Annotated in this window: 21 protein-coding genes; 7 read left to right on the top strand and 14 right to left on the bottom strand. The window is 56.7% G+C overall.

Features of this window, described 5'->3' with window-relative positions; genetic code table 11:
• Positions 1 to 22 precede the first annotated feature (22 nt).
• Positions 23 to 1,210 carry an exonuclease SbcCD subunit D gene (locus tag HMPREF2891_RS04000; RefSeq protein ID WP_070621182.1) on the top strand — a complete coding sequence of 396 codons (1,188 nt, stop codon included), beginning with the start codon at positions 23 to 25 and terminating at the stop codon, positions 1,208 to 1,210.
• Positions 1,210 to 4,221: an AAA family ATPase gene (locus HMPREF2891_RS03995; protein ID WP_070663955.1), complete on the top strand. Its 3,012-nt coding sequence runs from the start codon at positions 1,210 to 1,212 to the stop codon at positions 4,219 to 4,221. The genes HMPREF2891_RS04000 and HMPREF2891_RS03995 overlap by 1 nt, the downstream gene beginning before the upstream one ends.
• A gap of 24 nt (positions 4,222 to 4,245) precedes the next feature.
• Here the strand turns inward: HMPREF2891_RS03995 and HMPREF2891_RS03990 are convergent, their stop codons facing one another.
• From HMPREF2891_RS03990 to HMPREF2891_RS03980, 3 genes are all read right to left on the bottom strand, one after another.
• Entirely contained in the window at positions 4,246 to 4,524 is a 279-nt protein-coding gene (locus HMPREF2891_RS03990; RefSeq protein WP_222566259.1) for a DUF6912 family protein, read from the bottom strand.
• A 151-nt stretch (positions 4,525 to 4,675) separates the two neighbouring features.
• Positions 4,676 to 5,941, bottom strand: a complete 1,266-nt coding sequence (locus tag HMPREF2891_RS03985; RefSeq protein ID WP_070663950.1) for a CpaE/TadZ family protein — start codon at positions 5,939 to 5,941, stop codon at positions 4,676 to 4,678.
• 2 nt (positions 5,942 to 5,943) lie between these two features.
• Positions 5,944 to 6,558 carry a hypothetical protein gene (locus HMPREF2891_RS03980; protein WP_148131709.1) on the bottom strand — a complete coding sequence of 205 codons (615 nt, stop codon included), beginning with the start codon at positions 6,556 to 6,558 and terminating at the stop codon, positions 5,944 to 5,946.
• Positions 6,559 to 6,730: 172 nt separating this feature from the next.
• Between HMPREF2891_RS03980 and HMPREF2891_RS03975 the strand changes: the two genes are divergently transcribed.
• Positions 6,731 to 6,940, top strand: a complete 210-nt coding sequence (locus tag HMPREF2891_RS03975) for a helix-turn-helix domain-containing protein (protein ID WP_016443912.1) — start codon at positions 6,731 to 6,733, stop codon at positions 6,938 to 6,940.
• 34 nt (positions 6,941 to 6,974) lie between these two features.
• Here the strand turns inward: HMPREF2891_RS03975 and HMPREF2891_RS03970 are convergent, their stop codons facing one another.
• Positions 6,975 to 7,490: a hypothetical protein gene (locus HMPREF2891_RS03970; RefSeq protein ID WP_070663947.1), complete on the bottom strand. Its 516-nt coding sequence runs from the start codon at positions 7,488 to 7,490 to the stop codon at positions 6,975 to 6,977.
• A gap of 133 nt (positions 7,491 to 7,623) precedes the next feature.
• Here HMPREF2891_RS03970 and HMPREF2891_RS03965 point away from each other — a divergent pair, with 133 nt between their 5' ends.
• Positions 7,624 to 8,544 carry a LysM peptidoglycan-binding domain-containing protein gene (locus HMPREF2891_RS03965; RefSeq protein ID WP_070663945.1) on the top strand — a complete coding sequence of 307 codons (921 nt, stop codon included), beginning with the start codon at positions 7,624 to 7,626 and terminating at the stop codon, positions 8,542 to 8,544.
• Positions 8,544 to 9,122 (top strand): Rv3235 family protein, encoded by a 579-nt coding sequence (locus tag HMPREF2891_RS03960; protein WP_052038719.1) that lies wholly within the window; start codon positions 8,544 to 8,546, stop codon positions 9,120 to 9,122. Before HMPREF2891_RS03965 ends, HMPREF2891_RS03960 begins: the two co-directional genes overlap by 1 nt.
• 51 nt (positions 9,123 to 9,173) lie before the next feature.
• Here the strand turns inward: HMPREF2891_RS03960 and secA are convergent, their stop codons facing one another.
• The 7 genes from secA to HMPREF2891_RS03925 all read right to left on the bottom strand — a co-directional run bounded on the left by secA (position 9,174) and on the right by HMPREF2891_RS03925 (position 18,180).
• The gene (gene secA / locus HMPREF2891_RS03955; protein WP_070663941.1) at positions 9,174 to 12,005 is read right to left on the bottom strand and encodes a preprotein translocase subunit SecA; all 2,832 of its coding nucleotides are present in this window, start codon (positions 12,003 to 12,005) and stop codon (positions 9,174 to 9,176) included.
• A gap of 195 nt (positions 12,006 to 12,200) precedes the next feature.
• Positions 12,201 to 12,857, bottom strand: coding sequence for a ribosome hibernation-promoting factor, HPF/YfiA family (gene hpf, locus HMPREF2891_RS03950; RefSeq protein WP_070621191.1), 657 nt, complete (start codon positions 12,855 to 12,857; stop codon positions 12,201 to 12,203).
• 161 nt (positions 12,858 to 13,018) lie between these two features.
• Positions 13,019 to 13,564: a ComF family protein gene (locus tag HMPREF2891_RS03945; protein WP_070663940.1), complete on the bottom strand. Its 546-nt coding sequence runs from the start codon at positions 13,562 to 13,564 to the stop codon at positions 13,019 to 13,021.
• 263 nt (positions 13,565 to 13,827) lie between these two features.
• Entirely contained in the window at positions 13,828 to 15,468 is a 1,641-nt protein-coding gene (locus HMPREF2891_RS03940) for an LpqB family beta-propeller domain-containing protein (RefSeq protein ID WP_070663936.1), read from the bottom strand.
• Positions 15,465 to 17,045 (bottom strand): MtrAB system histidine kinase MtrB, encoded by a 1,581-nt coding sequence (gene mtrB, locus HMPREF2891_RS03935; protein ID WP_070663935.1) that lies wholly within the window; start codon positions 17,043 to 17,045, stop codon positions 15,465 to 15,467. Before mtrB ends, HMPREF2891_RS03940 begins: the two co-directional genes overlap by 4 nt.
• Before the next feature lie 3 nt (positions 17,046 to 17,048).
• A complete protein-coding gene (gene mtrA, locus HMPREF2891_RS03930) occupies positions 17,049 to 17,732 on the bottom strand; it encodes an MtrAB system response regulator MtrA (protein WP_070663933.1) in 684 nt (227 codons plus the stop codon).
• Between the two features lie 55 nt (positions 17,733 to 17,787).
• Complete coding sequence (locus tag HMPREF2891_RS03925; RefSeq protein WP_034506701.1) at positions 17,788 to 18,180, bottom strand: DUF3499 domain-containing protein; 393 nt, start codon at positions 18,178 to 18,180, stop codon at positions 17,788 to 17,790.
• Positions 18,181 to 18,259: 79 nt separating this feature from the next.
• Between HMPREF2891_RS03925 and HMPREF2891_RS03920 the strand changes: the two genes are divergently transcribed.
• A complete protein-coding gene (locus tag HMPREF2891_RS03920; protein ID WP_070621242.1) occupies positions 18,260 to 18,703 on the top strand; it encodes a metallopeptidase family protein in 444 nt (147 codons plus the stop codon).
• A 45-nt stretch (positions 18,704 to 18,748) separates the two neighbouring features.
• On the opposite strand, the gene HMPREF2891_RS03915 is transcribed toward HMPREF2891_RS03920, so the two are convergent.
• Genes HMPREF2891_RS03915 through HMPREF2891_RS03905 form a run of 3 tightly spaced genes read right to left on the bottom strand, consistent with a single transcriptional unit; the run spans position 18,749 to position 23,825 of the window.
• On the bottom strand, positions 18,749 to 20,155 hold the full coding sequence (locus HMPREF2891_RS03915) for a DUF5719 family protein (RefSeq protein WP_070663932.1): 1,407 nt from the start codon (positions 20,153 to 20,155) through the stop codon (positions 18,749 to 18,751).
• Positions 20,145 to 23,534, bottom strand: a complete 3,390-nt coding sequence (locus HMPREF2891_RS03910) for a glycosyltransferase (protein ID WP_070663931.1) — start codon at positions 23,532 to 23,534, stop codon at positions 20,145 to 20,147. Before HMPREF2891_RS03910 ends, HMPREF2891_RS03915 begins: the two co-directional genes overlap by 11 nt.
• Before the next feature lie 9 nt (positions 23,535 to 23,543).
• Positions 23,544 to 23,825: a WhiB family transcriptional regulator gene (locus HMPREF2891_RS03905; protein WP_034506413.1), complete on the bottom strand. Its 282-nt coding sequence runs from the start codon at positions 23,823 to 23,825 to the stop codon at positions 23,544 to 23,546.
• Positions 23,826 to 24,067: 242 nt separating this feature from the next.
• On the opposite strand from HMPREF2891_RS03905, the gene HMPREF2891_RS03900 reads away from it, so the two are divergent.
• Complete coding sequence (locus HMPREF2891_RS03900; RefSeq protein WP_070621198.1) at positions 24,068 to 24,712, top strand: TIGR03089 family protein; 645 nt, start codon at positions 24,068 to 24,070, stop codon at positions 24,710 to 24,712.
• Positions 24,713 to 24,753: the final 41 nt, after the last annotated feature.

Genomic DNA, 24,753 nt, shown 5'->3' with positions numbered 1-24,753 from the left:
TACCGTTCGCTAACCTGTAGGCATGAAGTTAATTCACACCGCAGATTGGCACCTGGGCAAGACTCTACATAAGCAGTCGCTGGAAGGTTTCCAAGAGACATTTCTTGACCACATGGTCGATTTGGTGGACGATGAGAGGCCCGATGCGCTCCTAGTTGCCGGGGATGTTTACGATCGCGCGATTGCCCCGACCTCGTCAATGAATCTGCTCGAGGATGTACTGCAGCGCCTCAGTGAGCTCACTCAGGTCATCATGATTCCGGGTAACCACGATTCTGCGGCCAGATTAGGATTCGGATCGAGGCTGTACACAGAGCGATTAAAGATCGTTTCGCGTACTGCAGACGTAGGGAAGCCAATCGTGATCCGAAGCGGATCCGAGGTGGCAAACGTCTACCCTATCCCGTACCTGGAGCCCGATATAGCTCGCGTTAGCCTCTCCGATGAGGTCGATGACGCTGGAGTTCTCACCAGCCTTGCTCGCAGTCATCAGGCCGTTATGGAGGCCGCCCTGCGGCGCATAGACGCGGACCTCGCAAAGCGCGAAGGCATGGGCATCGCGGTGATTCACGCGTTCATCGCTGGATCCGAAACCAGTGATTCTGAGCGCGACATTTCGGTTGGAGGTTCGCAGTCGGTTACCCCCTCAACCTTCAAGACTATGGGCGCAGACAAGCCACTTTCGCGCGGGCTTTCCTACGTTGCCGCCGGTCACCTACATCGGCCCCAGCAACGCGACACTGATGGGCCGATCATCCGCTACAGCGGGTCTCCCCTACCCTTTTCATTCTCCGAAGCACGCGACAAGAAGTGCACAACCATTCTTGAAATTGAGAACGGAGTTGTTGACCTGCGGACCGTGCCCGTGCCCCAAGCTTATTCCCTCCATCAGATCCGCGGGACCATTGCAGAGCTTACGTCCGATGTACCCGAATGGGCGAAAACCGGATTCGCCCACGTTGAGGTCACTGACCTCACAAGGCCTGAGCATCTCCACGAACGCATTAAAGCTAGTTACCCCAATGCTCTGCTGATTCGGCATACTCCTCCGGCCTCGCAAATCGAAGGAGCGGTAGCTGTAATCGAGAAGAAAACGCCACAAGAGCTTGCCGAAGAGTTCTTCGAACTCGCGCTTGGACGCAAAGTACTGCCTGGAGAGAGCGAAATTATTGAGCAAACGTGGGAAACCGTGTTGCAGGAGGAAGAGTAATGCGACTACTAACACTCGAGTTTCAAGCGCTCGGCCCCTTCGCCGGACACCACCAGATTGACTTCACCCGGTTCGAGCCATCCGGCCTATACCTTCTGCGCGGACAAACCGGTTCGGGTAAATCAACTATTATCGACGCCATCACGTTCGCTCTCTACGGCGATGTTGCTGGCGGGCAAACCTCTACGCGTGACCGATTGCGCTCCAACTTTGCCAGCCGCGACACCGACACGTTTGCGCGGTTGCGCTTTGAAACTTCGCACGGCGCGTTTGAAGTCACCAGGCGTCCTTCCTACACCAAGGAAGGTAACAAAACCGCCACGCCAGCAAGTGCCGTCCTGGTAAAGCTCGACGCCAGCTACGACCCTGTTACCGATCCTTTCTGCGGAACAGGTGAAGAAGTAGCGACCAGGGCAAAAACCGTCACCGATGAAATTACACGCGTCGTAGGCCTGGGACTAGACCAGTTCCTCCAAACTGTGGTTTTGCCGCAGGGCAAATTCGCCGACTTCATCCACTCCAGCCCAAAGGATCGCAAAGACGTCCTCGAAGACATTTTCGGCACAGAACACTTTCGCCGTTTCACTGAATCCTTGGCTCTGCAGTCGAAAGCAGCGCGCGCCGAGTTTGACGAGCAACGCGCTGCCGTAGCATTTCAGGCCAGCCAAATCTGTGAAGAAGCCGGTGCGGCAGTCAGGCTGGCCAACTACGAAGAGGCAATCGGCCGCGCACTCACCATCTCTAAAGAGCTCCAGGCTAAAGCACGGCAGGCCGAAGACCAGCTATACCGCGCCATTGCCGACGTACGTGAAGTGGAAGCCACCGAAGCTGAACGTGAGAGGGTTGAAACCACCACGCTCCGGTGGAAAGCCGCAGCCAAGCAGCTCGCCGCGCTCGAAGAAACCGTCGATGAGCACAAGCAACGCGAAGCCAAGTTAAAGCACGCACGCGAAGCACTTGCACTTAACGCAGACCTGCTTGCCAAAGAACGTGCGGCCACAGCTCTCGAACAGGCGAAAACAGGCGCATTTTCCAGCATTGATGCAATTAACGAGGAGGACGCTGACCTGCGTAGCACCGCGCGTGGGGCCCTCGATGGCACATCCTGGGAAGCGATTCGTAAGCGAGATGAGGAACTTACCAGCGAACTAACTCGGCTCGAAAAAACCGAGCAGAACATCGAGCAATTAGAACTTTTATCCACCCAGATTGAAGAGCTTCGCGCGACCATTGTCGAGCTGAAACAGTCCGCATCGGGCCGCCAAGCCGAGATTGATCAGTTCCACCAGGCCGAGCAAAAGGTTGAAGCCGCCGTTGCTCAAATGGAGCAACAAGGACATAGCTACGCAACTCTCGTAGATCAAAGGAATGAGCTCTCACTGCGTCTGGAAGCTTCCAAGAGCGCCGACAAAGAAAGAGCACGCCTGCTTGAAAGCTCTGCAGAAATTGGACGCAAAGCAAAGAAACTTGAGCAGGCTCGCACCCAGGCACAAGATCTAGCTGCAAAGTGGATAAACAACTCCGCTTTAGAGCTGGTTGCGAAGCTTGTCGATGGAGAAGAATGCATAGTTTGCGGGTCTACCAACCATCCTCACCCGTACGAGGGCTCGCCAACCGACGTTCAGCGTGAAGAACTTGACGAAGCCCGGGCCCTCGTAGCGCGGATCGAAGCGTCTCTTACTGCAACCCGAGAAGATCACCAGCGCATCGTTGAATCCATCAAAGAACTCAACAAGAAGGCAGGCGCGGACACCGCGTCACTGCAGATAGCGTATGACGACATCGATACCCAGGTTGTAGCGGCCAAACAAGCAGGCGACACCGCCAGCCAACTGCGTAAAGACCTGGCCGAATCCCGCAGTCAAATTGAAAAGTACAAAACACAGATTGCCAGTGATAACGTCAAGATTGCGGCGAATACCAAAGACGTAGAGAATAAGACCGCTGAAATTGAGCGTCTCTCGCAACTGATACAACAGGCGCGTGGTTCCTTCACGTCCGTAGCCGAACGACGCGAAAGCATCGTCACTAGGCAAGACCACATTCGGCACATAATCAAAGTAATCACCGCATTTGAAGATGCCCACAGCCGGTACACCGAAGCTGCGGCCGTGCTGGCCAAAGCCCTGGCAAATAGTGCCTTCGCCTCGGCTAATGAAATCCAAGAAGCGCTACTGCCCCAGGCTGAAATCAATGCGCTAGAAGAGCAAATCTCCAACTACAACCTGACCAAACGCCAAGCGGGCGCCACTATCGAAGAAACCGAGCGATCCGGGCTTGTGCGCACCGAATATCCCAAACCTCTTACTAACGCGCTATCTCGGCTTCGTCGTATCCACGAAGAAGCCACCAGCACACACGCCCTCGCAAAGAATGCTCTCACTCAACACGAGGAGCAAGTGGGCAAGCTCAGAGCAGGGATAGAGAACCTGCAGACGTTAGAAAAGGAGTTGGGACCAATCCGACGCCTCGCTGAGCTTGCGCAGGGAGCAAGACTCGAAGATGGCACCCCAATCCCCTTCGACACCTGGGTAATCATGCGTCAATTCGAACGCGTACTTGAAGCCGCCAACCCTTACCTAGAAAGGTTCTCTACCGGACGGTACCAACTGCGCAGAGTAAGCTTGGACGCTTCTAGGAAGAGCCAGCAAGCCGGACTTGGACTTGCAATCATCGATTTGAACACAGACACCGAACGTTCCCCCGCATCGCTATCTGGCGGCGAAACCTTCTACTCCTCACTCGCACTTGCCCTCGGCCTCGTAGAAGTAATCTCATCTGAAGCTGGTGGCCTGGACCTCAAATCAATGCTCATCGATGAGGGGTTTGGCTCACTGGACCAAGATGCGCTAGATAAGGTCATGATTGGTCTTCAGCGCCTGCGCGATTCTGGGCGAACCGTAGGCGTAGTATCACACGTAGCCGAAATGCAACAACGCATCAGTGACGGCATCGAAATCAAACATGCAAAATCGAAAGGATCAACACTTGTAATCCACGCCGCCGACTAGCGCCACCACACTTGAAAGCCATTACTATTCGTGCGCGTTCAACGCCTGGCAGAGCTGTGCGCGCTCACTGACGTCAAACCACTCCAAGAAAGCGTCCATAAGCTCTTCCACCGCTTCATCAGCTTCCTCTTGCGTAGCAGCCGCACATGCGCGACGAACCAGCGGCTCAGACTCAAGGCCGTCCACCAAGATAGCCTGCGCATTCTCCCACACCGGCTCCCCCTCAAGGGCTACCACAATGCGTCTTTGTGTGGGTTCCTCTAAATCACGCACAAGCTCCAGCGAAATCAAAGAAGCTGCCACGGCCGCTTCGTACTCGAACCACTCCCGCTCTTCCGCACAGGTCGCTCCAGAAGATGGAGTAACCAACTCGCGGACAGGAAGATCCCCACAAAGCTCCGAAGCAACCAAAGGCAAGAAACAGCGCATAAAACGAGTTTAAAACAGGGCCAAACTATTTGCGATCAAACAACTTAAAGCCAGACCGCTTCGACTTACGCCTACTCCGCCTGCGCGCCGGGGTAGACTCGCCCTGGCCAGTACCAATCAGATCAATAATCTGCGCGATCCCAGCGCCAAACTTCGACTCACCAGATGCCATAACCGTGGCGGCAGAAAGCACTGCCTCATCCACATCCGTGCTGTCCTCAATCACCACGCGAGGGGTCACCGGAGCGATCGAGGCAAGTACAGTATCAATCGGGCGACTCACGGATCCACCCGTACCCGAAGATCGTGCTCGATTTACTACCAACACGTCCGGACGCACTCCGGCTTCTTCAGCCTCGTACAGAGTATGCGTAAGCCGGGTCAATCCAATTGCATCACCACGAGCCACAATCAGAACTACATCTGCATCCTCTAAAACCGTGCGGTTAATGTCTTGTGGCGTTGGCACAAAAGTTAGCTGCGACGGATCATCATCAGCAAGACCGTCAGCCAGATCTACAACCACGTCACCCAGCTTGCGCAGTTCGCTCAGCACGTCCGCAACAACCTCAGCGCGAAGCATCCTCCATTTATCCGCGCGCGTGAGGCCAGAGAGCAAGTGGAAATGCTCATCAACCAGCAGGCGCGCATCGTCCAAAGCCAAACGGGTCAGTTCACCCTGGTTGCGCAGATTCGAAGCCTCCAACAGGCCCGACTGCGGGGCGTCAAACCCCAGCATGAACGCCAGCGAAGGAGCATGAGCATCAGCATCAACAAGCGTTACCTCGCGTCCCGCAAGCGCCAATGCGTGAGCCAGATTCAATGCCACCGTAGAGCGCCCCGGCGCACCCGATGTGCCCCACACCGCGATCAAACGTCCTCGATAATCAACAACGTCGGTAGTCTCCGCGGGAGCAGAGAACACTTGGCTCTCTTGCCCCATCATCCAGTTTTGGATCCCCATCGTCAGAGTGTCGACCACAAACTCAGCACTGGACGCATCACAACGCGCGTCCTCCCCGATGGAGGCTGCCGTAATCGGATCATCAACCACCAGCAGAACAAAAACGCCGGCCTCGTGAAACTCATCTACAACAGAGCGATCCAAGCCGGGAGCTCCGCCGCGTGCGACCACAACCGAACCGATTCCCGCACGCACGCACGCTCGCGCTTCCGCCAAATCCGCACACCTGCGTTGAACTGAAAACTTCGACGACTGCGCGTTGAGTTCCCGGATCACTTCCGTCTCAAAGGGCTCGTCAAGCCAAACAATTACACCCTTAACCGCCATCGCTACCCCGCGGGAACCACAATCAGGGAGCTCTTGGACCCCGTTGCCGCCAAGACGGTATCCAAATCCGACTCGGGCACAGAAATCTCAACGCTTTGGGCGCGATTAACCAGCGTGGTGTCCGGCTCCGAAATCGAAAGAATAATAGCCGAGGACGCAATCATTCTCGGTTCCGTTTGGCTACTGAGCGGCGTATCCGGCGAATCTACGGCCCACACCTCGACCGTAGAGCCTGTGGAGACGGATGAAGGAATACGTGTAGCCACATTTATTACAACCTGTCTGCGATCGAGCGAAGCCGCGCTTGCTACCGCGTCACGAGGAAGTAACTCGCCTGCACTGAGGGTACGCGTTGCCACGGCTCCCTCGGGCAGCGCTCCGGCCTCCAAATACGCCGTTGACCCCGTACGGGCGGACACGATTGAAAGAGCAGAGGCTTGAATGGGCTGGCCTTGCGCAACCGGAGCGTTCAACTGGTAAACGCTCTCCCCTCCGCGAGCCTTTTGCACCAGCCAGGTAGTAGCGACGATTGACACTACAACCAGGGCAAGTCCAAGAAGAAACCTGGGATCAGTAAACACGTGTGAGCGACGCGCTCTGGGTAAAGCTTTAGACACGTGACAATGATGCAGGAATTTTTGCCGCTTGTGGAAGATATCCACAGTTTGGTCTCAGATAAAGAAGACTAACGCCCCGAATCACGCCACTTCTGATAGTTAATTCGCGGAGCTTTTACACAACAGTGCGCGCGGACTATTCAGAACTGACACGAAGTGAGACAATATAGACATGAGCCAAAGATTCTTAACCATTGCAGACGTTGCCGAAACCCTTAACCTGTCTCAGTCCGCAACCCGCGCACTCCTATCGTCGGGCGAACTGCCGGCCATACAGGTGGGCGGGAAACGAACGTGGCGAATCGAGGCCTCCGAGCTTGAACGCTACATTGAGCGCCAGTACGCCGCCACCCGCGAGCGCATCGAATCGGGCAAGATCTAGGCTTCCCACAAATCTGCAGCAACCACCAATCTGCTTAGAATCCCGGCAGGAGGCGAATGCTAAACAGGTGAGATAGCGACACCGAAGAGACCCCGCCTTCGTGCCCTATGTCCACGTGGTCCATGTAGACCGAAACAATAAAACCGGTTAGAGAAGTTGCTCCCACCTGCACTGCCACGCGGCGACGTTGCCGCATAATTTGGCGCAATATAGCGGATAACCCCAAGCGCTTGTCTATAAGACTGGGCTCTGGCGCCACTCTTGCAAGGCCTTCAACGACCGCCATCGACGTGGTAGAGACCAGCTCCTGCACTCCCCCATCCTCAAGCAACACCCACGCCGGGTTTGAGCGCACTATTCTTCCCTTCGCACTGACGCCAAAGGGAGAGAACACGTTAACTTCGAGGCCTTCTGCGGCCCGCAACCGATCTGACATCCCCGCCGAAACCATCTCGGCCTCGGCGAGCTCCGCCACCTCTTCACGGCTTTGCACGGTCTCTTCGCCTGTGAACTCTTGCGCAAGACCGGCAATAATCTTCTCGAAATCCATGTCCTGATTGAAACATATCCAGGATTCAACATCGGGTTTTCCACCAATTTTCGAAACGCTATTGACTTACTAACCCCTAACGTGCAAACATCAATCATCACGAACTGATACGAACTAGCACGAAAGAGGGGCAATGGAGTCGAATAGGAACTCAAAATCTAGCGCAAGCATTGCGCTGGTCAGTGCCGCCGCGTTCACTGTTAGCGCGGCTGCCTCACTCTCGATCGCGATAGACAACTCAAGTGCGTTAGGCCTTCTTCAAACCGATGCGAATGCGATCTTGCATAGTTCTTTAAACCCAAACGCGTTGGCCCTACCACTGATCACCGCATTTCTTGGCTTTACCATCGCCACACTGTCGCTGTGGAGTCTCACTTCCCTGCTAGTTACTGAGATCCTTCTTATTCTTGCCAGGCGAGGCACACCCGTTCAGCGCCTACTCGAACTCGCGGTTAACACCTCCAGCCCTTTGGTTCGATCCTTGTTGAAGAAGAGAGTGGCAACGCTTGCAGTGTCGGCGTCTTTCGTGGTGAGCGTTACCTCGGCGTTTGCACCAGCTCCAGCAACGGTTCAAGACAACCTGGGGTGGCAGGCAGTATCTACACAGGAGACTCGTCCGTCCCAAACGAGCGTTCCAAGCGACCTCACGCTATCTGACCCATCGGCGCCCACCGCACCGACGCCGCAAGCTTCGCCGCCTACTCAACAAGCGGAAAAGAACACTAGCCACGGCGCTAACCTCCCGGCCTCACATACACATCTGGTCAACGAATCCTCTAGCGCTCAAGCCATCGATGTTCTGCTACAGACACACAAAAGCGCGAATGCGCCCGCCGGGAAATCTGAGCCGGACATTGCCGCGGATGAACAATACGTTGTGCGCAGCGGGGACTCCCTGTGGACCATAGCCGCCCGCCATTTGCAAAGCAGTGATCCCACCAAGATTGCTACCGAGTGGCACAGAATCTACAACCTAAACAAATCCGTTATTGGTACCGATCCCGACCTCATCTATCCGGGAACAACTCTGACCTTGCCTGAGGAGGACCTCTAATGTCTACAGCACTTGCAACCCTCGAACCCGTTTACGAACCCGTCAAGCTACGCACTGTCAAGGGCGGCAAAAGCCCTGCTAGGCGGCCCTCCGACATCAAGATCAAGCGCGCACCCAACCCCGTACGAACCCTCAACGGAATCTTGCCGAAGCCCGCACCTACGGGGCGCCACTGGGCAATGATTGAGGCATCGTGGGATTATTCAAAACCCGAGGCTGAAATTGACACCATTGGGAAAGCAGAGCAACTTCCCGACGCACGTAACTGGAGCCGCGCCCTAGCACTCGCGATCGTTGAGACACTCAGCGGACAAAAGTATCCAAGCGCGCTAGAACGCTTCGTCACCCCAGACCTTTACGACGCGATCGAACGAAAAGTTGCTCTCGCTACCAGACTGGATGGGCCGGCGGGACGCTCCGCTAGAACAAAAGCCCTGTCTTCCAGAGTATGCGTGGTCAATGAATCCATTGCGGAGACCACACACGTTGTCGTTAAGGGAGAAACCACCCGAGCCGTTGCCATTCGCCTTGAAGCTCGCAGAAGACAATGGGTAGCCACCGCCCTTGAAATCCTGTAAACGAAAGCCCGCCACCTGCGAATGCAAATGGCGGGCAATCTTAAAACGCTCTTAGCGACGCTTGCGCTTTTGCGCTCTGCGCTGCGCGCGATTCATCGCGGGGGCGGCCCCATCCGCGGACGTAGTCGGAGCCTGCCCGCGGCCGCTCGGACGGAAAGCAGAACCCTCATCCGGGATTCCATCTGAATCTCCAGAGCCGGCAGGGCCAGACATTTGCATCTTTCCGAAGTGAGAACGGCCCACATCGCCCATCACGTTGTCACTCTTAGGCTGATTCAAAGCCTTTGCCTGACGAGCAACCGCAGACGCCTTCGCCGCATCAAGCTTCTCCTCCTGCTGTTGCAACGCAAGCTCAAACTGGCCAGCAAACGAGAATGCGAGCTTCACAGCTTCTTCACGGATGCGCTCCATCATTGCCTGGAACATCTGCGCACCCTCAGACCCGTACTCAACCAGAGGATCACGCTGACCCATTGCGCGAAGGCCAATACCTTCCTTCAAGTAATCCATCTCGTACAGGTGCTCACGCCACAACTTATCCACCGAAGCAAGCACGACACGGCGCTCCAAAGCCCGCATCGGCTCCTCCCCAAGCTGCGACTTAGCTAGCGGATTTGCGCTCACCTTCTCAGAAATCTTGTCGTACTCATTGTGAATATCCGACACGTACTCAAACACGAAATCCTCAGCCGAAGCGCCCGTGCCCTCGCCTACTGCATCCACAATCTCCTGCGGACGAATCGACACCGGATAATACTCATGTAACGTCGAGAACAAACCGTCGAGATCCCAATTCTGTTCATCATCCGACGGAACGTACTGGGACACCACCTGACGCACGAGTTCTTCCATGAAGAACTTCATCTGCGGATTCATGTCTTCACCCTCAAGAACCCGACGACGCTCACCGTATACCGACTCGCGCTGGCCGGTCATCACATCGTCATACTTGAGGACGTTCTTACGAATCTCAAAGTTACGAGCCTCAACCTGGGCCTGCGCCGAAGCGATGGACTTTGAGACCATCTTCGACTCGATTGGTAAATCCTCCGGATAGTTGCCTGAAGCCATAATACGCTGGGCAAGCCCCGCATTAAACAGGCGCATCAAGTCATCTTCCATCGACAGGTAGAAGCGAGACTCACCCGGGTCACCTTGACGGCCGGAACGACCCCGCAGCTGGTTATCAATACGGCGCGACTCATGCCTTTCGGTACCCAGCACGTACAGGCCGCCAAGCTCAACAACCTCATCGTGCTCCGCAGCGACGGCCTCCTTCGCGGACTCCATCACCTTCGGCCACATCTCGTTGTACTTGTCCGCATCCTCCTGCGGATCCAAGCCCTCCGAAGCCATGTGAGCAAGCGCAATATGCTCAGCGTTACCACCAAGCATGATGTCCGTACCGCGGCCAGCCATGTTCGTAGCCACCGTAACAGCGCCCTTACGACCCGCCATCGCCACAACTGCAGCCTCACGCGCGTGTTGCTTAGCGTTCAAAACCTCGTGCGGAATGCGGCGCTCCTTGAGCATGCGCGAAACCAACTCTGACTTCTCCACCGAAGTCGTACCAACGAGTACAGGCTGGCCCTTCTTGTGGCGCTCCTCGATGTCCTCCACCACGGCCTTCATCTTGCCCGCAAAAGTAGGGTAAATCAGGTCCGACTGATCCTTGCGAATCATCGGTCGGTTGGTTGGGATGGGTACAACGCCAATACCGTAGGTAGAAACAAACTCCGCAGCCTCAGTCTCTGCCGTACCGGTCATGCCAGCACGCGAGCCCTCTGGGTACAAGCGGAAGTAGTTCTGCAACGTGATCGTAGCGAGAGTCTGGTTCTCCGCCTTGATCTCCACACCCTCTTTAGCCTCAATCGCCTGGTGCATGCCCTCGTTATAACGACGGCCTGGCAACACGCGGCCGGTGTGCTCATCAACGATCAGCACCTCACCGTCCTGCACGATGTAATCCTTATCGCGCTTAAACAGCTCCTTGGCCTTAATCGCGTTGTTCAAGTAGCCAATCAGAGGCGTGTGCGCGGCGTCGTACAGGTTGTCAATGCCAAGCTGGTCCTCAACCTTGTCGATGCCCGGCTCAAGAATGCCGATAGTGCGCTTCTTCTCATCAACCTCGTAATCAACCTCGGGCTCAAGCGGGCGCACCAAACGCGCGAACGTCATATACCAATCATCCGCATTGCCTTGCGCCGGCCCCGAAATAATGAGCGGCGTACGCGCCTCGTCGATCAAAATCGAGTCAACCTCATCGACGATCACATAGTTATGACCGCGCTGCACCATGTCTTCAGGCACCTGCGCCATGTTGTCACGCAAGTAGTCAAAACCGAACTCATTGTTGGTGCCGTACGTGATGTCACAGTTGTACTGCTTGCGGCGCTCATCGGGCGTCTGCCCCACCAAAATACACCCGCAAGTAAGACCAAGGAATCGGTAAACCCGGCCCATCAGCTCCGACTGGTAAGAAGCCAAGTAGTCGTTAACCGTAACCACGTGCACGCCTTTGCCCTCCAACGCGCGCAGATAAGCCGGCAACGTTGCAACTAGCGTCTTACCTTCACCGGTCTTCATCTCCGCGATGTTGCCCTTATGCAACGCAGCTCCACCAATCAGCTGCACGTGGAAAGGACGCAACCCCAGCACGCGATCCGCGGCTTCGCGAACCGTTGCGAAAGCCTCAACCAGCAAGTCATCAAGCGTCTCGCCCTCTTCTAAGCGCTGCTTGAACTCATCAGTCTTCGCCTTGAGTTCCTCATCAGTGAGGTCCCGAAAATCGTCTTCGAGGGCATCAACCTGATCTGCAATCGCTTCAAGTTTGCGAAGGGCTCTACCCTCGCCCATCCTCAAGATCTTGTCAATAATAGACACGGCGCTCCAAAAGTTGTCCTTACACAGTTGATTCCCATTGTAGACCGCCAGTCACGTGAGCGCCGCACCCGCCCAGCCCGGAACTGATAGCAGCGCCAACAGCCCCACATCAAAAAACGCTCTCACGCCCACTCATCGCGAGCCCTACACAAAAAGGGGCGAGGACTGCTCGTCCTCGCCCCTGGTGGTGAAAACCTATTCGGCTTCAACCTTCGTATTCAAACGGATCACACCGTACGTCCAACCCTCGCGATGGTAAACAACGCACGGCTGCATCGTCTCTTGATCAATGAACAAGAACCACGGGTGGCCCACCAGCTCCATCTGATACAGAGCCTGATCAACCGTCATTGGTTCAGCCTCATGCAACTTCTGGCGAACAATTACCGGCGAATCCCCAAGCTGTTCCTCTCTTGGCTCACCGATCTTCAGATCCTCAGCCGAGCGCAACGTATCGCGATGTGCCTCCTCCTTCAGATCCTGTTCCGCCTCCGGCTCTTCATAAATTCCGCCTAGCTCCGGCGCAATCGGAGCGTTGTAACGCCTGCGATGATCCTTCGCACGATCACGTGCACGACGCAGACGCTCAAACAGTTTTGCGGTTGCAATGTCGACCGCCGCATATCGATCCGAGCTGGATGCTTCCGCTCGGATGATTGGGCCCTTGCCAAAGACTGTAAGTTCAATCCGCTCCGCGGTCTCAGCTCGACGCGGGTTTGGCTCGTGAGTGAGCTCAACGTCAATACGCTGTGCGCGCGGGTAGAACAGTGTCACCTTTGACACTTTCTCTTCTACGTACTCGCGGAAATTCGGGTGGATTTCGGCATTGCGTCCGACAACTGTGATGTCCATGGTTCCTCCAGGAATACGAGGGAAAAATCCCAACTGATTCGCCAGACACACATCGCGCCTGGCCGTGCGTTTAGTTACCACCCCCTACCAGACGTTTGCGGCAAAAACCTTGCTAAGACTTTGCCTGGTTACTTAAGTTTACCCGAACTTCGTGATGGGCGTCACTTTAGCGGATGGCAATTGTGAACATCCGCGAGCGCTACTCCCACAAAACATTGGCCTCCCGCGTATTCCACAGTCTTTCGGCAAGCCAGCATCGTAGCTCCCGTTGTAACCACATCATCCACCAGGATGCACTGCGCCCCGCGTAACTCCACCAACGCACCAACCGAACTACTGTGCGCGCGGCGTTCAACGCCTGACTTCCCTGCCTGAGTCGACCCCCAAGCCTTGGTGAGCACCGGAGCAACCATTACGTCGACCCCTTCGCGATCAAGATGAGACGCAAATCCGCGAGCGATGTGCGGCGTAACCATCAGGCCGCGCCACGCCCTCGTCCACTGGGATGGAACCGGGACAACGAGCAAGGGGCTACCTGCGAGAGGAACATCCACCACTGCGCGATGCGTCATCCACCCCTGCGCCAGCGACACTCCTGCCTGCACCAACCATTCTTGTAACCTGTTTGCCCGGTCATGTTTCGCAGCGAGGATGATTCTGCGTAGCGCTCCCTCATACTCGCCAAGGCTGATTAGCCGCATCGGCATTTCACCCTCCACCAGGCCGGCTCTAGCAGGGCGTTTCGCTATGGCGGCGCAGCTAGAACACAGCGTCGTATCCCACGCGCCACAACCCGCGCAAGAAGCCGGAGCGACGATATTTACTAACTCGCTAAACAATGCCAACACGAGGCAACAGTAACTAGGTACGAAAGTAGCAATAGCTCCCGCGGGCGAAGGTGTGCAAACCTGAGGGCGTAGCGCCCCTGGGGACACCCTGTCACTTTGGAGCCAAGTAAATAGGCAACGAACTAGTGCGGGTACGATTCCTCTACGAGGTCCGTTGTAGAGCTACGCCAAGACACACCAAATCGCGAGTAAATCGCCTCATCTTTGGTGTCTAAGAGCACCGCCTGCGGGGTGGCTCCTCCCGAAATCTTAATCGCGTCTGCCGGCGCTTCGAGCGTTTCAGGCACCGAACCAAGGCTCGAAATAGTGACCTTGCTAGCCTCATCACCGCGCTGCAAAATCAGTGCCGAAGTGTTGCCAGCCCACGACACGTCCAGCACCTCAGCCGCATCGAGTTCCACACGCCGAGGTACGTCAATACCCGCGGGTTTGCCTTGCGCATTACGTTTCACGGCGGCCATCCACACGCTGGAAGAGCCATCCCCATCGCGGCGCAACAATGCTCGCGCGCCATCTGGAGAAATCGAAATACTTTTTATCGAGCGATCATCCTGCCATGGAGATGCGATCCTTACTGAATCATCCCCCGCCGGATTCGTAACAACGACCTCGTTGCCCACAACCGTCCAAATCCAGTCCAGTCGATCGATCGACGGGCGCGAAATTCCCTCGCCCTCTAAAATCTGCACCGGTTTACCGCCCACGCGGACAGAAAAGAGCTTATCGCCGTTAATGAAAGCCAACGGACTGGAATCAACGGGACCAACCGAAGCGGCATGAGCTCCCGGCTGTTCACTAGCCGGAACCACCACAGTAGTGAACGACCTATCGCGCAGAACCAAACCCGACTTGTTAAAACCAACGCGCTTATCCATTGCCCACGTGGGGCCGGCCGGGATAGCAACATCGTCCAGGCGCATACCGTTGTTTTGCACACGTACCTCAGTCACGCCCGGCACCTGCGCCAGCGTTGAAGTTACCTGCCACTTCAGAGCTTCCTGTTGCTCTGAGCTAACCAAGTACTCTCCCTCTAGCTGCACGTCCGCAACGCCAGCCGTTACCGCAACCTGTTGAAGCGGGAGGCGCGCCCCCGCGGGGATTGCCGAAACCACAGCCGAAGCAATATCGCTAGAAGGCCCCTCAATAAGCGCCTGCATCAGGTGAGACTCCAAACGGCGCACCGGATACCAACGCCTATCCGGCACCAACGCGCGATAGTCGGGCGCAAAAAAGTACACCGAAGCCTGCGTGTACACCGCGTGGAAAGAGGACTGAGACAGGAGCACTCCGTCTGGGAGCTCATCAATGCGCCACTCGCCTAGCGAATTCGTTGTGAGCTTATACTTCAACGACGTCTTGGATGAGGCAGCCTGCTCCTCATAACTGCCATCAGGAGTCACCACGGCGTTAACTCCTACCGACACCGAGACCGTACTCGCATCCCCAGTCACGAACGGCGTTTGATCATCCGAATAGATCTGCACCTGCGATTCCGGACGCCACGCGGCCTTCGCACGATCAGTCAAATACGAGCGCGCCACCTGAAAATCATCCGACAAGCCCGCCGCAGAAGCGCGCAGAAAATCACGTACCAAAATGTCGGGAGTGGACCCAGCAACCGGGCCGTAACCTTTCAAAACCAGCGATTCTGCATCGGGAATATCCCGCTCAAAACTTGTAACCGGTCCCGAAGAAGGTAGCGACGAACAGCCCGCAAGCACCAGCGTGCAAGCCATGACCATAGTCAAAATCTTGCGCCTCATCGCTCCTCCCACAACTTCAGAGGCGTTTTCGCAATCTCAACACCCTGCCGGCGCGGAACTGTCACCATGAACGCAGCGCCTCGGCCTGGCTCTCCATACACCTCTATCTTGCCGCCGTGCAAAGCTACGTCCTCACGGGCAATAGACAACCCCAATCCCGTACCGCCGGTTGTTCGCGTGCGTGCCGGATCCGCACGGTAAAAGCGTTCAAACACGTGCGTGCGCGTCTCCTCGTCCAAACCAACACCGAAATCACGCACCCGCACCGAAGTAGCGTCAGGATCCGATCCAACCTCAACCTGCACCGGGCCACCTTCAGCGTGCTCAATCGCATTCACCAAGAAATTACGCAACACCCGCTCCATGCGGCGGCTATCTGCCTCGGCCACATTCCTGCCCTCGCCAGAAATGACCTCTACCTGCACCCCAAGTTTGTCCGCAAGCGCGCGATTCGCATCCACAACTTTTTGCGCCAGCTCCGTGAAGTTCACGTCATCAAGTTCCAGCGAAGCAGACTTTGAATCGTAACGCGAAATCTCTAGCAGGTCCGCCAGCATTTTTTCGAAACGATCCACCTGCTGGTGAAGTAGCTCCGCCGATCTAGCTGAGATCGGGTCAAACTCTTCGCGACTGTCGTAGAGCATCTCTTCTGCCATACGAATGGTAGTCAAAGGGGTACGCAGCTCATGCGAAACATCCGACACAAAACGCTGCTCCAGCTTCGACAGCTCATCATACTCCGCAATCTTGTCAGCCAATGAGGACGCCATGTTGTTAAACGCGCGCCCGAGCTGCGACATCTCATCCACGCCATCAGCACTCACGCGCACACTCAAATCACCATCTGCCAGCTGCGCGGCCGCCTCCGCGGTTCTACGAACCGGCCTGAGCAGACGATAAATCATGTAAATGAGGCCCGCACTAAACAGTAAAATCACGGGCACCGATCCGATTACTAATGTGCGCATGAGCATCGAGATAGTTGCCTGGTCGTCACTGAGCGAATAAACGGTGTACAGCTCATACTCACCCGCGAGCGGTAGCGTTACGATATCGCCCACAATGATGCCCGGGCTAGGCTTGCCAATACCAGTATCAATCTCGACCGACTGGTAGTACGGGCCACCTCCGCCAGCTGTCATCTTGCGCATTTGTGGCGTAAGCGCATCAATCACATTGCTATCGATGAGGTCATTAATCGCAAACGTTGCCGAAGCGCTGGGTGCCCGCAGCAACATCGTGCCAACAGCGCCCGCACCCGTAGCCGAGGATCGAAGCGACGAAATCAACTTGTGCGCCAGATCTTGAACCTGATCGGGAGTGGTAGCAGTGGACTGGTCAAACGTGGATTGCGCCTGCGCTAAACGAACCGTGGCATCATCAAGAACCTGCTCACGTCGCTGCTCGAAAACCTCCGTGCGCACCTGAAACGTCACCGCTACAAACAGTAGCGACAACAGGGTCAACATGAGCAATGTCATGCCAACCGCAACCTTTAGCGACAAGGACTTGCGAATAAACAGAATAGGACGGGCATCTTGGAACGCCCGCACCAACTTGGAGTCGCTCGCCGCCATCAGCTACGCCGGTGTTCCACCCGCACGGTAGCCCACGCCCCGAACGGTCACGATGAGCTCCGGATGCTCCGGATCGCGTTCTATCTTCGCGCGCAAACGCTGCACGTGCACATTAACTAGGCGGGTATCCGCAGCATGCCGGTAACCCCACACGTCCTCTAGTAGCTCCTCGCGAGAAAACACCTTCCACGGTGCCCTCGCCAATGCCACAAGCAAATCAAACTCAAGCGGAGTCAGAGCAATGGGGGCGCCGCCGCGCGTCACCTGGTGGCCCGGCACGTCGACCTCCAGATCACCGACCTTCAATACCTCATCGACGTGCTCATCACGGCCTCGCAAACGCGCCTTCACTCGTGCGACGAGCTCCTTTGGCTTGAACGGCTTAGGCACGTAATCATCCGCACCCGCCTCTAGGCCAACGACCACGTCAGTCGTATCCGAACGCGCGGTCAACATCACGATAGGCACGTCAGACTCAGCTCGGATCTCCTTACAAATCTGGATGCCATTCTTGCCTGGTAACATCACATCCAACAAGACCAAATCCGGCTTAACCTGGTGGAAAACCTCAACAGCCGTCTGGCCATCATGACAAAAAGCGGTCTCGTACCCCTCCGAAGAAAGTACGAGGCCAATCATCTCTGCCAAGGCAACATCGTCGTCCACAACTAACACGTTCGCACTCATATAACGATATTGTCACGACACCTAGAATTTTTCACGCATTAGAAGCGCTGGCGCGTTAGTGTGATGAGTCTCCATCTTCTACTCCGCCATCAACCACCCGGAAGTTCGCGCGCCGATTCTTAACACGCATAGACTCCGGCTTAACAGAGGGAGGCTGCGGCGCAGGGTTCTTACGGGGTGCGGGGCGGTTCCCCACCTTGCGCACAAGATCTGCCAGCGCCATCAGATCGTCCGGTGAAGGCGGTGCGGGCTCAAAATTCGTAGCCAGGCGAATCACCTGCCAGCCGCGCGGGGCCGTGAAATTGTTAGCGTGCATTTCACATAGCTCCATGGTTCCGGGCTCTCGCGAAGGCGAAAGTGGTCCCAAAACCGCGGTGGCCTCGGAATAGTCATAAGTCAAAGTAGCCACCGCAGGCTCGTTACAAGTGGTCTTACTACACGCACGCATCGCATTCACACCTCCAAGAATAGGAGAACTACAGCACTTGTACTACCTGTCCACGCGACAGGTGGGTAAAGTAAGCCCCATGCGCCAAACTAGAAGACGCCGTGATCGGCATGGACGAGGAAGCCGCGGCCCCCTTTTTGTTCCCGGCATTCCCGCACGGGCTAACTGGCGCGAATCCTTTGACCAAATCGTAGCGCTGCAAGTAGGTGAAATCACTGCGCGCCACCCCGAACTTGCACGCATCGAGATTGGCATCGATGAAGTTCCAACCTCAAACCCGGCCTCTTGGGAGCACCACTCCGTGGTTCTGTGCCGCACATTCCCCGAAAACCGGCTCGCGCGTCTTGCACCCCGTCTCGTGCTCTACCGGCTCCCCATTCAGGCTCGAGCAGGGCGCGTATCCGTTCGCCAAATGGGATCCCCCTTGCATGCCCTCGTGAGAGGACTGCTGGTAGAAAACTTATCCGCACTCAGCGGCCTTTCCATGGAGGAAATCCACGGCGGCCCCATTGAGGACATCTAGCGCCACCGGTATCCGACGCGGTTGCTAACTGAACCGATTGGCCGTTTAACGCGGGGCGATGAAGCGGAACGTAGGCGTTCCTGAAGTGGAATCTTGCAGCGCAAGAGCAGAAATGAGATTACCTGAGGTAACCTCGGAAAGCGCATTGACCGACGCGTGGATGGGGGCATCAGCATCAATCTTTAGATCCGATCCAGATACGGCCTGGCTGATCACATGCCCGGCTGCAAGGCTGATTGCCTTGCCGTTCACGCGCACCGCGACGTCCTCATCGCTGGAATTGGACAGGAAGAGAGTGTAAGAAACCCCGGACGCCGCGGGAAGAGGCTCGTGGTAGGTCGTTGCCGCATCTGCGGGCATCCACACGACGCGATCAGCTAGCGCCTTGCCGTCCTGATCCTTCTTACCGGTCATGTATCCCGATGCGGAAGCCAGAAGGGGCTCAGTTGACTCGATGAGCACGCTAGCGTATTCATCCTCGAGACCATCGAGATTTAGTTGGAACACCGCGCCGGGGTCAATCACCACGTCATTGCCGCCGGGAAGCGGCGCCCTACCCTTCTGCGAGAGCACACTGAGAGTAACCTGTGCTTCCTCTTCTCCCACATTTTGGAGGCGAAGCTTCGGCTCCTCCAGTCCCTTCACAACTCCGGATATGAGGGCAGTTTTTGTTGCAACCCTCGATCCGGAGACGTGGTCGAGGCCGCGAGGGGTGAGGCCTGCGGTGCTGATAGTGCGGATCGTTGCGGCCACACCCGGGCCAGACGCCTGCACCTGTACGCCCAGGCGTTCCTCGTCGGGGAAGAAGGCTGCCAGGTTTACCGTCTCAATTGAGCCTGCCCGCACGGTGAATGTGGGTTCACCCTCAACCGGACCAATGCTCGACCACCCGCGCAACGTAACTTCGGAGGCCTGCTTAGACGGGTTCATGACCGTGAGCAATGCGGCTTCACCAACCGTGGTTGCACCCACGTTAAACCAGGAATCATTACGAGCCGTCTGGCACTGATCGAACACTAGGCCGCGCACATCCTCGGTATTAATTTGGCCCAAAATAGCCGAAGGCGCTTTGCTTTCTACCGTGGAATGCACAGATAGGCCGATCGGATTTTTCGATTCAAATTCGATGCCGCCTTCACCTTTTGCGCCCGCGATCTCCTTGCTCGTTACGAGGTCTACGGCTCGAGTCAGTTCAACGCCTGAAATATCGCCAACGAACACCTTAGTGGGGGTCTTGTCGCCGAACTCAGTCTCGATACCCGCTGCGCATGCGAGTTCATAGGTCTGGTCAGGTAAGGTCACGACCTCAGAAATTTGGCGGCCAACGTCCTCGCCAAAATCGATGCTGGACTGCGCAGTTGCCACCAAGCCGAGCGCAACCACGGCAAGCCCGCCGGTAAGTGCGGCGCCACCGGCCCGGACGGCTGAGCGCGCTGACCATTTACGCTTCATTTTGGCGCCTCCTTCTACGGATCGGCGCACCCGCAATCAGCAGGCTCACAACCGAAAGAGCGCTAAGGACCCACCAGATAGGCATCCATTCAGCATGGTACGCAACTTTGACCACGCCGTTCGCTCCGTCCAGTTTGAACGCCTGCTGCCAACCGTGGTCTGCGACGTCCAGCAACTGGGCACCAACCGTGGCTCGCCAGTTAGCATCGGCACGTTCTGACAGCACCAGCGTAGCTCCCGGGCCATATTTGTACTTTGAAAGATCTACGGACGCACCAACTAGACCGGAAGGGACGGGCGTGACTTTTCCTGAATCGTCAATATACATGCGAGCCGGCTCTAGACCCGAGGAGCGCATTCGCCACAGAAGTCCAGCTTCAGATTCACCCGCTCGCTCTAGGTACTCATTCGAATCGAGAGCCGTCTGAGCCGCCGTGTAAGAGGTTCCCTCCCCTGACAATGCGATCTGATCCACTGCGAAGCCAAGCAGGCCCGTTGGCTCAGAATTGTTCAGGACTTCGGCTACCGCGCGGGAGAAGTCAGCATCCGCTTCATCGGGATTTGCCAGCGCCTGGGCTACCCCACCTTGCGGGAGATACTGCATGTTGATCGCGTCTTCGAGGCGGAACCGCGGCGATGAGTCCCCCAGTTCAACGCCGTCACCACGGCGAAGTTGTGCCTGCACTCCCTCGTCATTTACATGCATCACGAGGAAGCGAGCGTGGCGCGGGTAATCCTGCGCGTACTGCGCAGCGGCAGGCGTCTCATACTCTGGCGCAGCTGTGATAGCGCGCGGACGCGCTCCATCAACCGTTATTCCTGCAGCCCACACCGCAACCGGGGTTAGCGCAACCACTAATGTCAAAACCAGGCCCGCCGCTGCCAGCGGCCAAACAACCCGTTCAAGGGCGCTTACACGCGACTTGAGAACAGGCACGGGAGTCGCAGCTTGTTCCTCAAGATGTTCGGTTTCGGACTCGTCCGGTTCGATTTCGTCCACGGATTGCGCTGCGTCCACCTCAGATTGCTCGACATCAGCCTGGGCAACCTGAGCATCAGCCTCGTCTAAGACGTCTTTCTTGGGCGCGTTCTGCTGCGAACGCTCCTTGGCTTTCAAGCGACGCTTTGCGGCTACGTCAAGGCGGCGACGCGAACGGTACGAATAGAGGCGCTCTTGTAGAACCAGAGGACGCAGCAGGCCCGACCACGCAGCAATCATGCATATGCCCGCAATGGACAGAGCCGGTCCTGGCCAAGCAGCAACCAGAGTCCCGTCATAGGCGATGACCGTGCGGGCTGCCACAATCGCGATGATGAAAGCGATTGCACCTGTCAGGTAGAAGAAGCGGGTGCGTATCCAAGCGTACGAAAGGTTCACAAGTGCAAGCGTTGCCCCCAGGACGCACAGAACGCCGGGAGCCAGAGCCAGCCAAACGCCCACGCTACGCGGATCTAACACCAGGTTTTCTGGCATGCCGAGCACACTCAGCCAAGTTGGTGGGGCATCAAAAGCGAGTGGACGACCCGAATCGGCAAGCAGGAATCGGAGCGCTCTTGATCCTCCGATCTGAACGGCCGCAATCCACGTGGGTAGCATGATCGCCAGGGGTGGCATAGCTGCGAGTAGCGTCAGTTTCCATTTGCGAGGCCGCACGAGCAACTGGACGATCGTAAACAGTACGAGCGCCAAACCTGCCCATGGTGCGGCGGCAACCACCACCACGAGAGCAGCTGACGCGAGCGCGGCGTAACTGGTAGCCAAAGCACGATCTTGCACCTCTAGTTCACCGTCTTGCGCGCCGCGGATCCGCAAAGTGGCGCCCAGGCTCAGCATCCTCATCCACCCCAGGAGTACCAGCGGAACAGCCACGTGCACCATCACTGCTGCCATACGCCCATCAGACCAGGACAGCAAGAAAGTGGGAAGCGAAATCCAGATAGTTGCGAACGCAAACCGCCAAATCGGCCGGTGTGTGAGCGTGCTCGTAGCCCAGAACATAGCGAGCCAAGCCGCCAGCGGAGCTAGTAGCCAAAAGCCCACCAGCACGTTTTTGGGGCCGATACCGATTAGAGCAAATGGGGCAGATAGAAGCGCCCAGACCATGAGTAGTGGATCGCCAGGTCCCGCAGCTCCCGCGCCACCAACAATCCAGCCGGCCCACGCCTCGTGCCACAGTTTTGTAAAGGAGGTCGGCAGATTTGCCCAAGCTCCACCCGTTATACCGTTCGTGAGCCCGCTACTAGTAAAGAAAATTGCCACAAGTAATAGCAACGTTCCGACCCCAGCGGCGACGTTTGATGCAATCTTATGTTCGCGAAGTAGCTTAGCTGCTACCGGTTCAAGGACTTCAACGGGCTTAGGTTCGCGCTCTCGTTTAGCCAGCGTGCGCTTGGCCTTTGTGATGGTCAGGTTTGATTCCTCGAGACTCGCGAGAGCTTTCGCAGGAACCTTACGAGTGCGGGCCAAGCGCAGACGCGCTGAGATCGCCTGAGGAATCCTGCTAAACGCCCGCGCAAAGCCAACCAGTTCAAGCCAGGCCAGGTCAGGTTGTTTGGTAAACAGGCGCATAAGTGCGCGCAGGAGCGTCCAAAATGGGAGCGAAACAAGCATTAGGACGAACAGGATAGGTGGATTCGCAACCATCGCGTTGTACAGTTGCGCGCCGCGCCGTAAGCCGAACGAACGGTTAACGTCCGCTTCCTCACCCTCACGGACATCCCGGTAACTGCCACGCGCGTGCGCGATCTTTGCCCCAGGAGCAACCACCGTACGGTATCCGAGTTGGCGGGTGCGCCTACACATTTCAAGGCCGTCGCCAAACGGCCCTAGCACAGGATCTGGCCCGCCGGTCAGTTCCCACACCGTTGCTCGAATCAGCATGCCAGCCGTGCCAACCGCAAGCACATCCGAATCTGAATCATGCTGGCCCTGGTCAATCTCGCCCGGCATCAAATAATCGAGGCGGCGGCCCGAACGAGACGCCCGCACCCCCACCTCAAGCAGGCGATCCGAGTCAGACCAGGCAACCTGTTTTGGCCCAACAATGCCTACGGTTAGGCCGCGAGCGCCCTCGGCAATAAGATTCGCAAGAGCATCCTCAAAAGGCGCGCTATCGTCATGCAAAGTCCAAAGCCACTGGGCCTGCACTATTGAAGGATCCGCCGATACCGCCTCGCGAATCGCATCACCAAAGTTATTCGCGCCCGGCGCGTCGATTACCTCAACACCGTCAACCGCGGGGAATGATTCTTTACCAACGCGCACCAGCACAATGCGCTCAGGCAGATGGGACTGCCCCAAAACCGCGTCAAGAGTGCGCCGCAAGAACGGCGAATTCGCGGGGGAAACAATTAGTGCTGCAACGCTTTGGTCAGCCACTTAGAAGCCTTATACTGCGCGGCGCTTAAGCCGGCGGCGTTCGCGCTCCGACATTCCACCCCAAATTCCAAAGCGCTCATCATTTTGCAGGGCATATTCAAGGCACTGAGCGCGCACTTCACAAGAAGCGCACACCGCTTTGGCCTCCCTAGTAGAGCCGCCCTTTTCCGGGAAGAAAGCTTCGGGATCCGTCTGCGCGCAAAGAGCCTGCTCTTGCCAAGCGAGAGGACCGTCATCAAGGTACGCGCTTTCATCAAATGAAAGCGGTCCTTCACCGAGAATATTCCACACGGTCTTCCCCTCACTTAGATATCGTCTTAATGAATTACACGCGTGTTATATACAATAGTCAAACCGTATGGTGTATGGAAAGTCTTTGAGAACTTTTCCACTCGCCTGAGCGCTCATTTTCGTTTGGTATTGCCCACACCGACGTCAAAATTCGCGTTTTTGCGCAGATGAGGTCTGCGCCCCTCCTATGCTCGACTTCCCCAGCGTATGACTTCCAGCTATGCCTGTGAGAATCTAGGATCATGCTTGACCCTAACGTTTTGACCTGGATGGAATCCACGCCCTCGGCCGTACTTACTTGGTACTCACAATCTGGACGCCTTGAATTTACCGGCCCCGTCATGGCACGTTGGCTTGCAAAAACTGCGAACTACGTTGACGAGGTGCTCGGCGGAGAACAACCCGGCGTGGCCCTAGCGCTTCCCGCCTCTTGGCGAACCCTGGTCTGGGTCACGGGAGCAGGACTTGCGGGAGGGGACGTATCCATCACTGCCGAGTCTGACCTTTCTAGTTTCGACATTTTCGTAACCAGCAACGAGGACGAGGCCCGCGCAGCCGCCGCCGACGATCCAGGCCTCATCGTATTACTGCAGGACTTGGGCATGATGGCCCTGGAATGGAGCGGTGATCTGCCAGATGGTGTATCCGACGCGATCGCAGAGGTGGGTAGCCAGCCCGACGGCCTTGCTTTCGCTGGAGCCGTTCCCGCACGGCTACCCCAGGGCGAGCCTAGCCCCTCCCTCGAGGCCGGTAACCAGCCTGTAGTGGTGTGCGGCGAGCCTTACATCGGCTCCATCTGGGAAGCATGGCGCCTGCAACGACCAGCAATCTGGATCCAACCCGGCTTGGACACCGACGCAATAATGGCGCAGGAAAACCTCGTCTAGCTTTCCTGCGCCTACGCGCCGCGCTACTGCTACCTCAGTTG

This window comes from Actinomyces sp. HMSC065F11 (assembly GCF_001813085.1).
GTDB classification, from domain to species: Bacteria; Actinomycetota; Actinomycetes; order Actinomycetales; family Actinomycetaceae; genus Gleimia; species Gleimia europaea.
Note: the sequence above shows the minus strand (reverse complement) of the source record. Positions and strands in the feature narration are given on the sequence as shown.

Coding starts and splice junctions, on each gene's coding strand:
- HMPREF2891_RS03920 (WP_070621242.1), top strand. CDS start 18,260: ATGCGCCAAACTAGAAGACGCCGTGATCGGCATGGACGAGGAAGCCGC.
- HMPREF2891_RS03945 (WP_070663940.1), bottom strand. CDS start 13,564: ATGCCGATGCGGCTAATCAGCCTTGGCGAGTATGAGGGAGCGCTACGC.
- HMPREF2891_RS03940 (WP_070663936.1), bottom strand. CDS start 15,468: ATGAGGCGCAAGATTTTGACTATGGTCATGGCTTGCACGCTGGTGCTT.
- HMPREF2891_RS03965 (WP_070663945.1), top strand. CDS start 7,624: ATGGAGTCGAATAGGAACTCAAAATCTAGCGCAAGCATTGCGCTGGTC.
- HMPREF2891_RS03995 (WP_070663955.1), top strand. CDS start 1,210: ATGCGACTACTAACACTCGAGTTTCAAGCGCTCGGCCCCTTCGCCGGA.
- HMPREF2891_RS03925 (WP_034506701.1), bottom strand. CDS start 18,180: ATGCGTGCGTGTAGTAAGACCACTTGTAACGAGCCTGCGGTGGCTACT.
- HMPREF2891_RS03915 (WP_070663932.1), bottom strand. CDS start 20,155: ATGAAGCGTAAATGGTCAGCGCGCTCAGCCGTCCGGGCCGGTGGCGCC.
- mtrB (WP_070663935.1), bottom strand. CDS start 17,045: ATGGCGGCGAGCGACTCCAAGTTGGTGCGGGCGTTCCAAGATGCCCGT.
- HMPREF2891_RS03970 (WP_070663947.1), bottom strand. CDS start 7,490: ATGGATTTCGAGAAGATTATTGCCGGTCTTGCGCAAGAGTTCACAGGC.
- HMPREF2891_RS03960 (WP_052038719.1), top strand. CDS start 8,544: ATGTCTACAGCACTTGCAACCCTCGAACCCGTTTACGAACCCGTCAAG.
- mtrA (WP_070663933.1), bottom strand. CDS start 17,732: ATGAGTGCGAACGTGTTAGTTGTGGACGACGATGTTGCCTTGGCAGAG.
- hpf (WP_070621191.1), bottom strand. CDS start 12,857: ATGGACATCACAGTTGTCGGACGCAATGCCGAAATCCACCCGAATTTC.
- HMPREF2891_RS04000 (WP_070621182.1), top strand. CDS start 23: ATGAAGTTAATTCACACCGCAGATTGGCACCTGGGCAAGACTCTACAT.
- HMPREF2891_RS03975 (WP_016443912.1), top strand. CDS start 6,731: ATGAGCCAAAGATTCTTAACCATTGCAGACGTTGCCGAAACCCTTAAC.
- HMPREF2891_RS03900 (WP_070621198.1), top strand. CDS start 24,068: ATGCTTGACCCTAACGTTTTGACCTGGATGGAATCCACGCCCTCGGCC.
- HMPREF2891_RS03985 (WP_070663950.1), bottom strand. CDS start 5,941: ATGGCGGTTAAGGGTGTAATTGTTTGGCTTGACGAGCCCTTTGAGACG.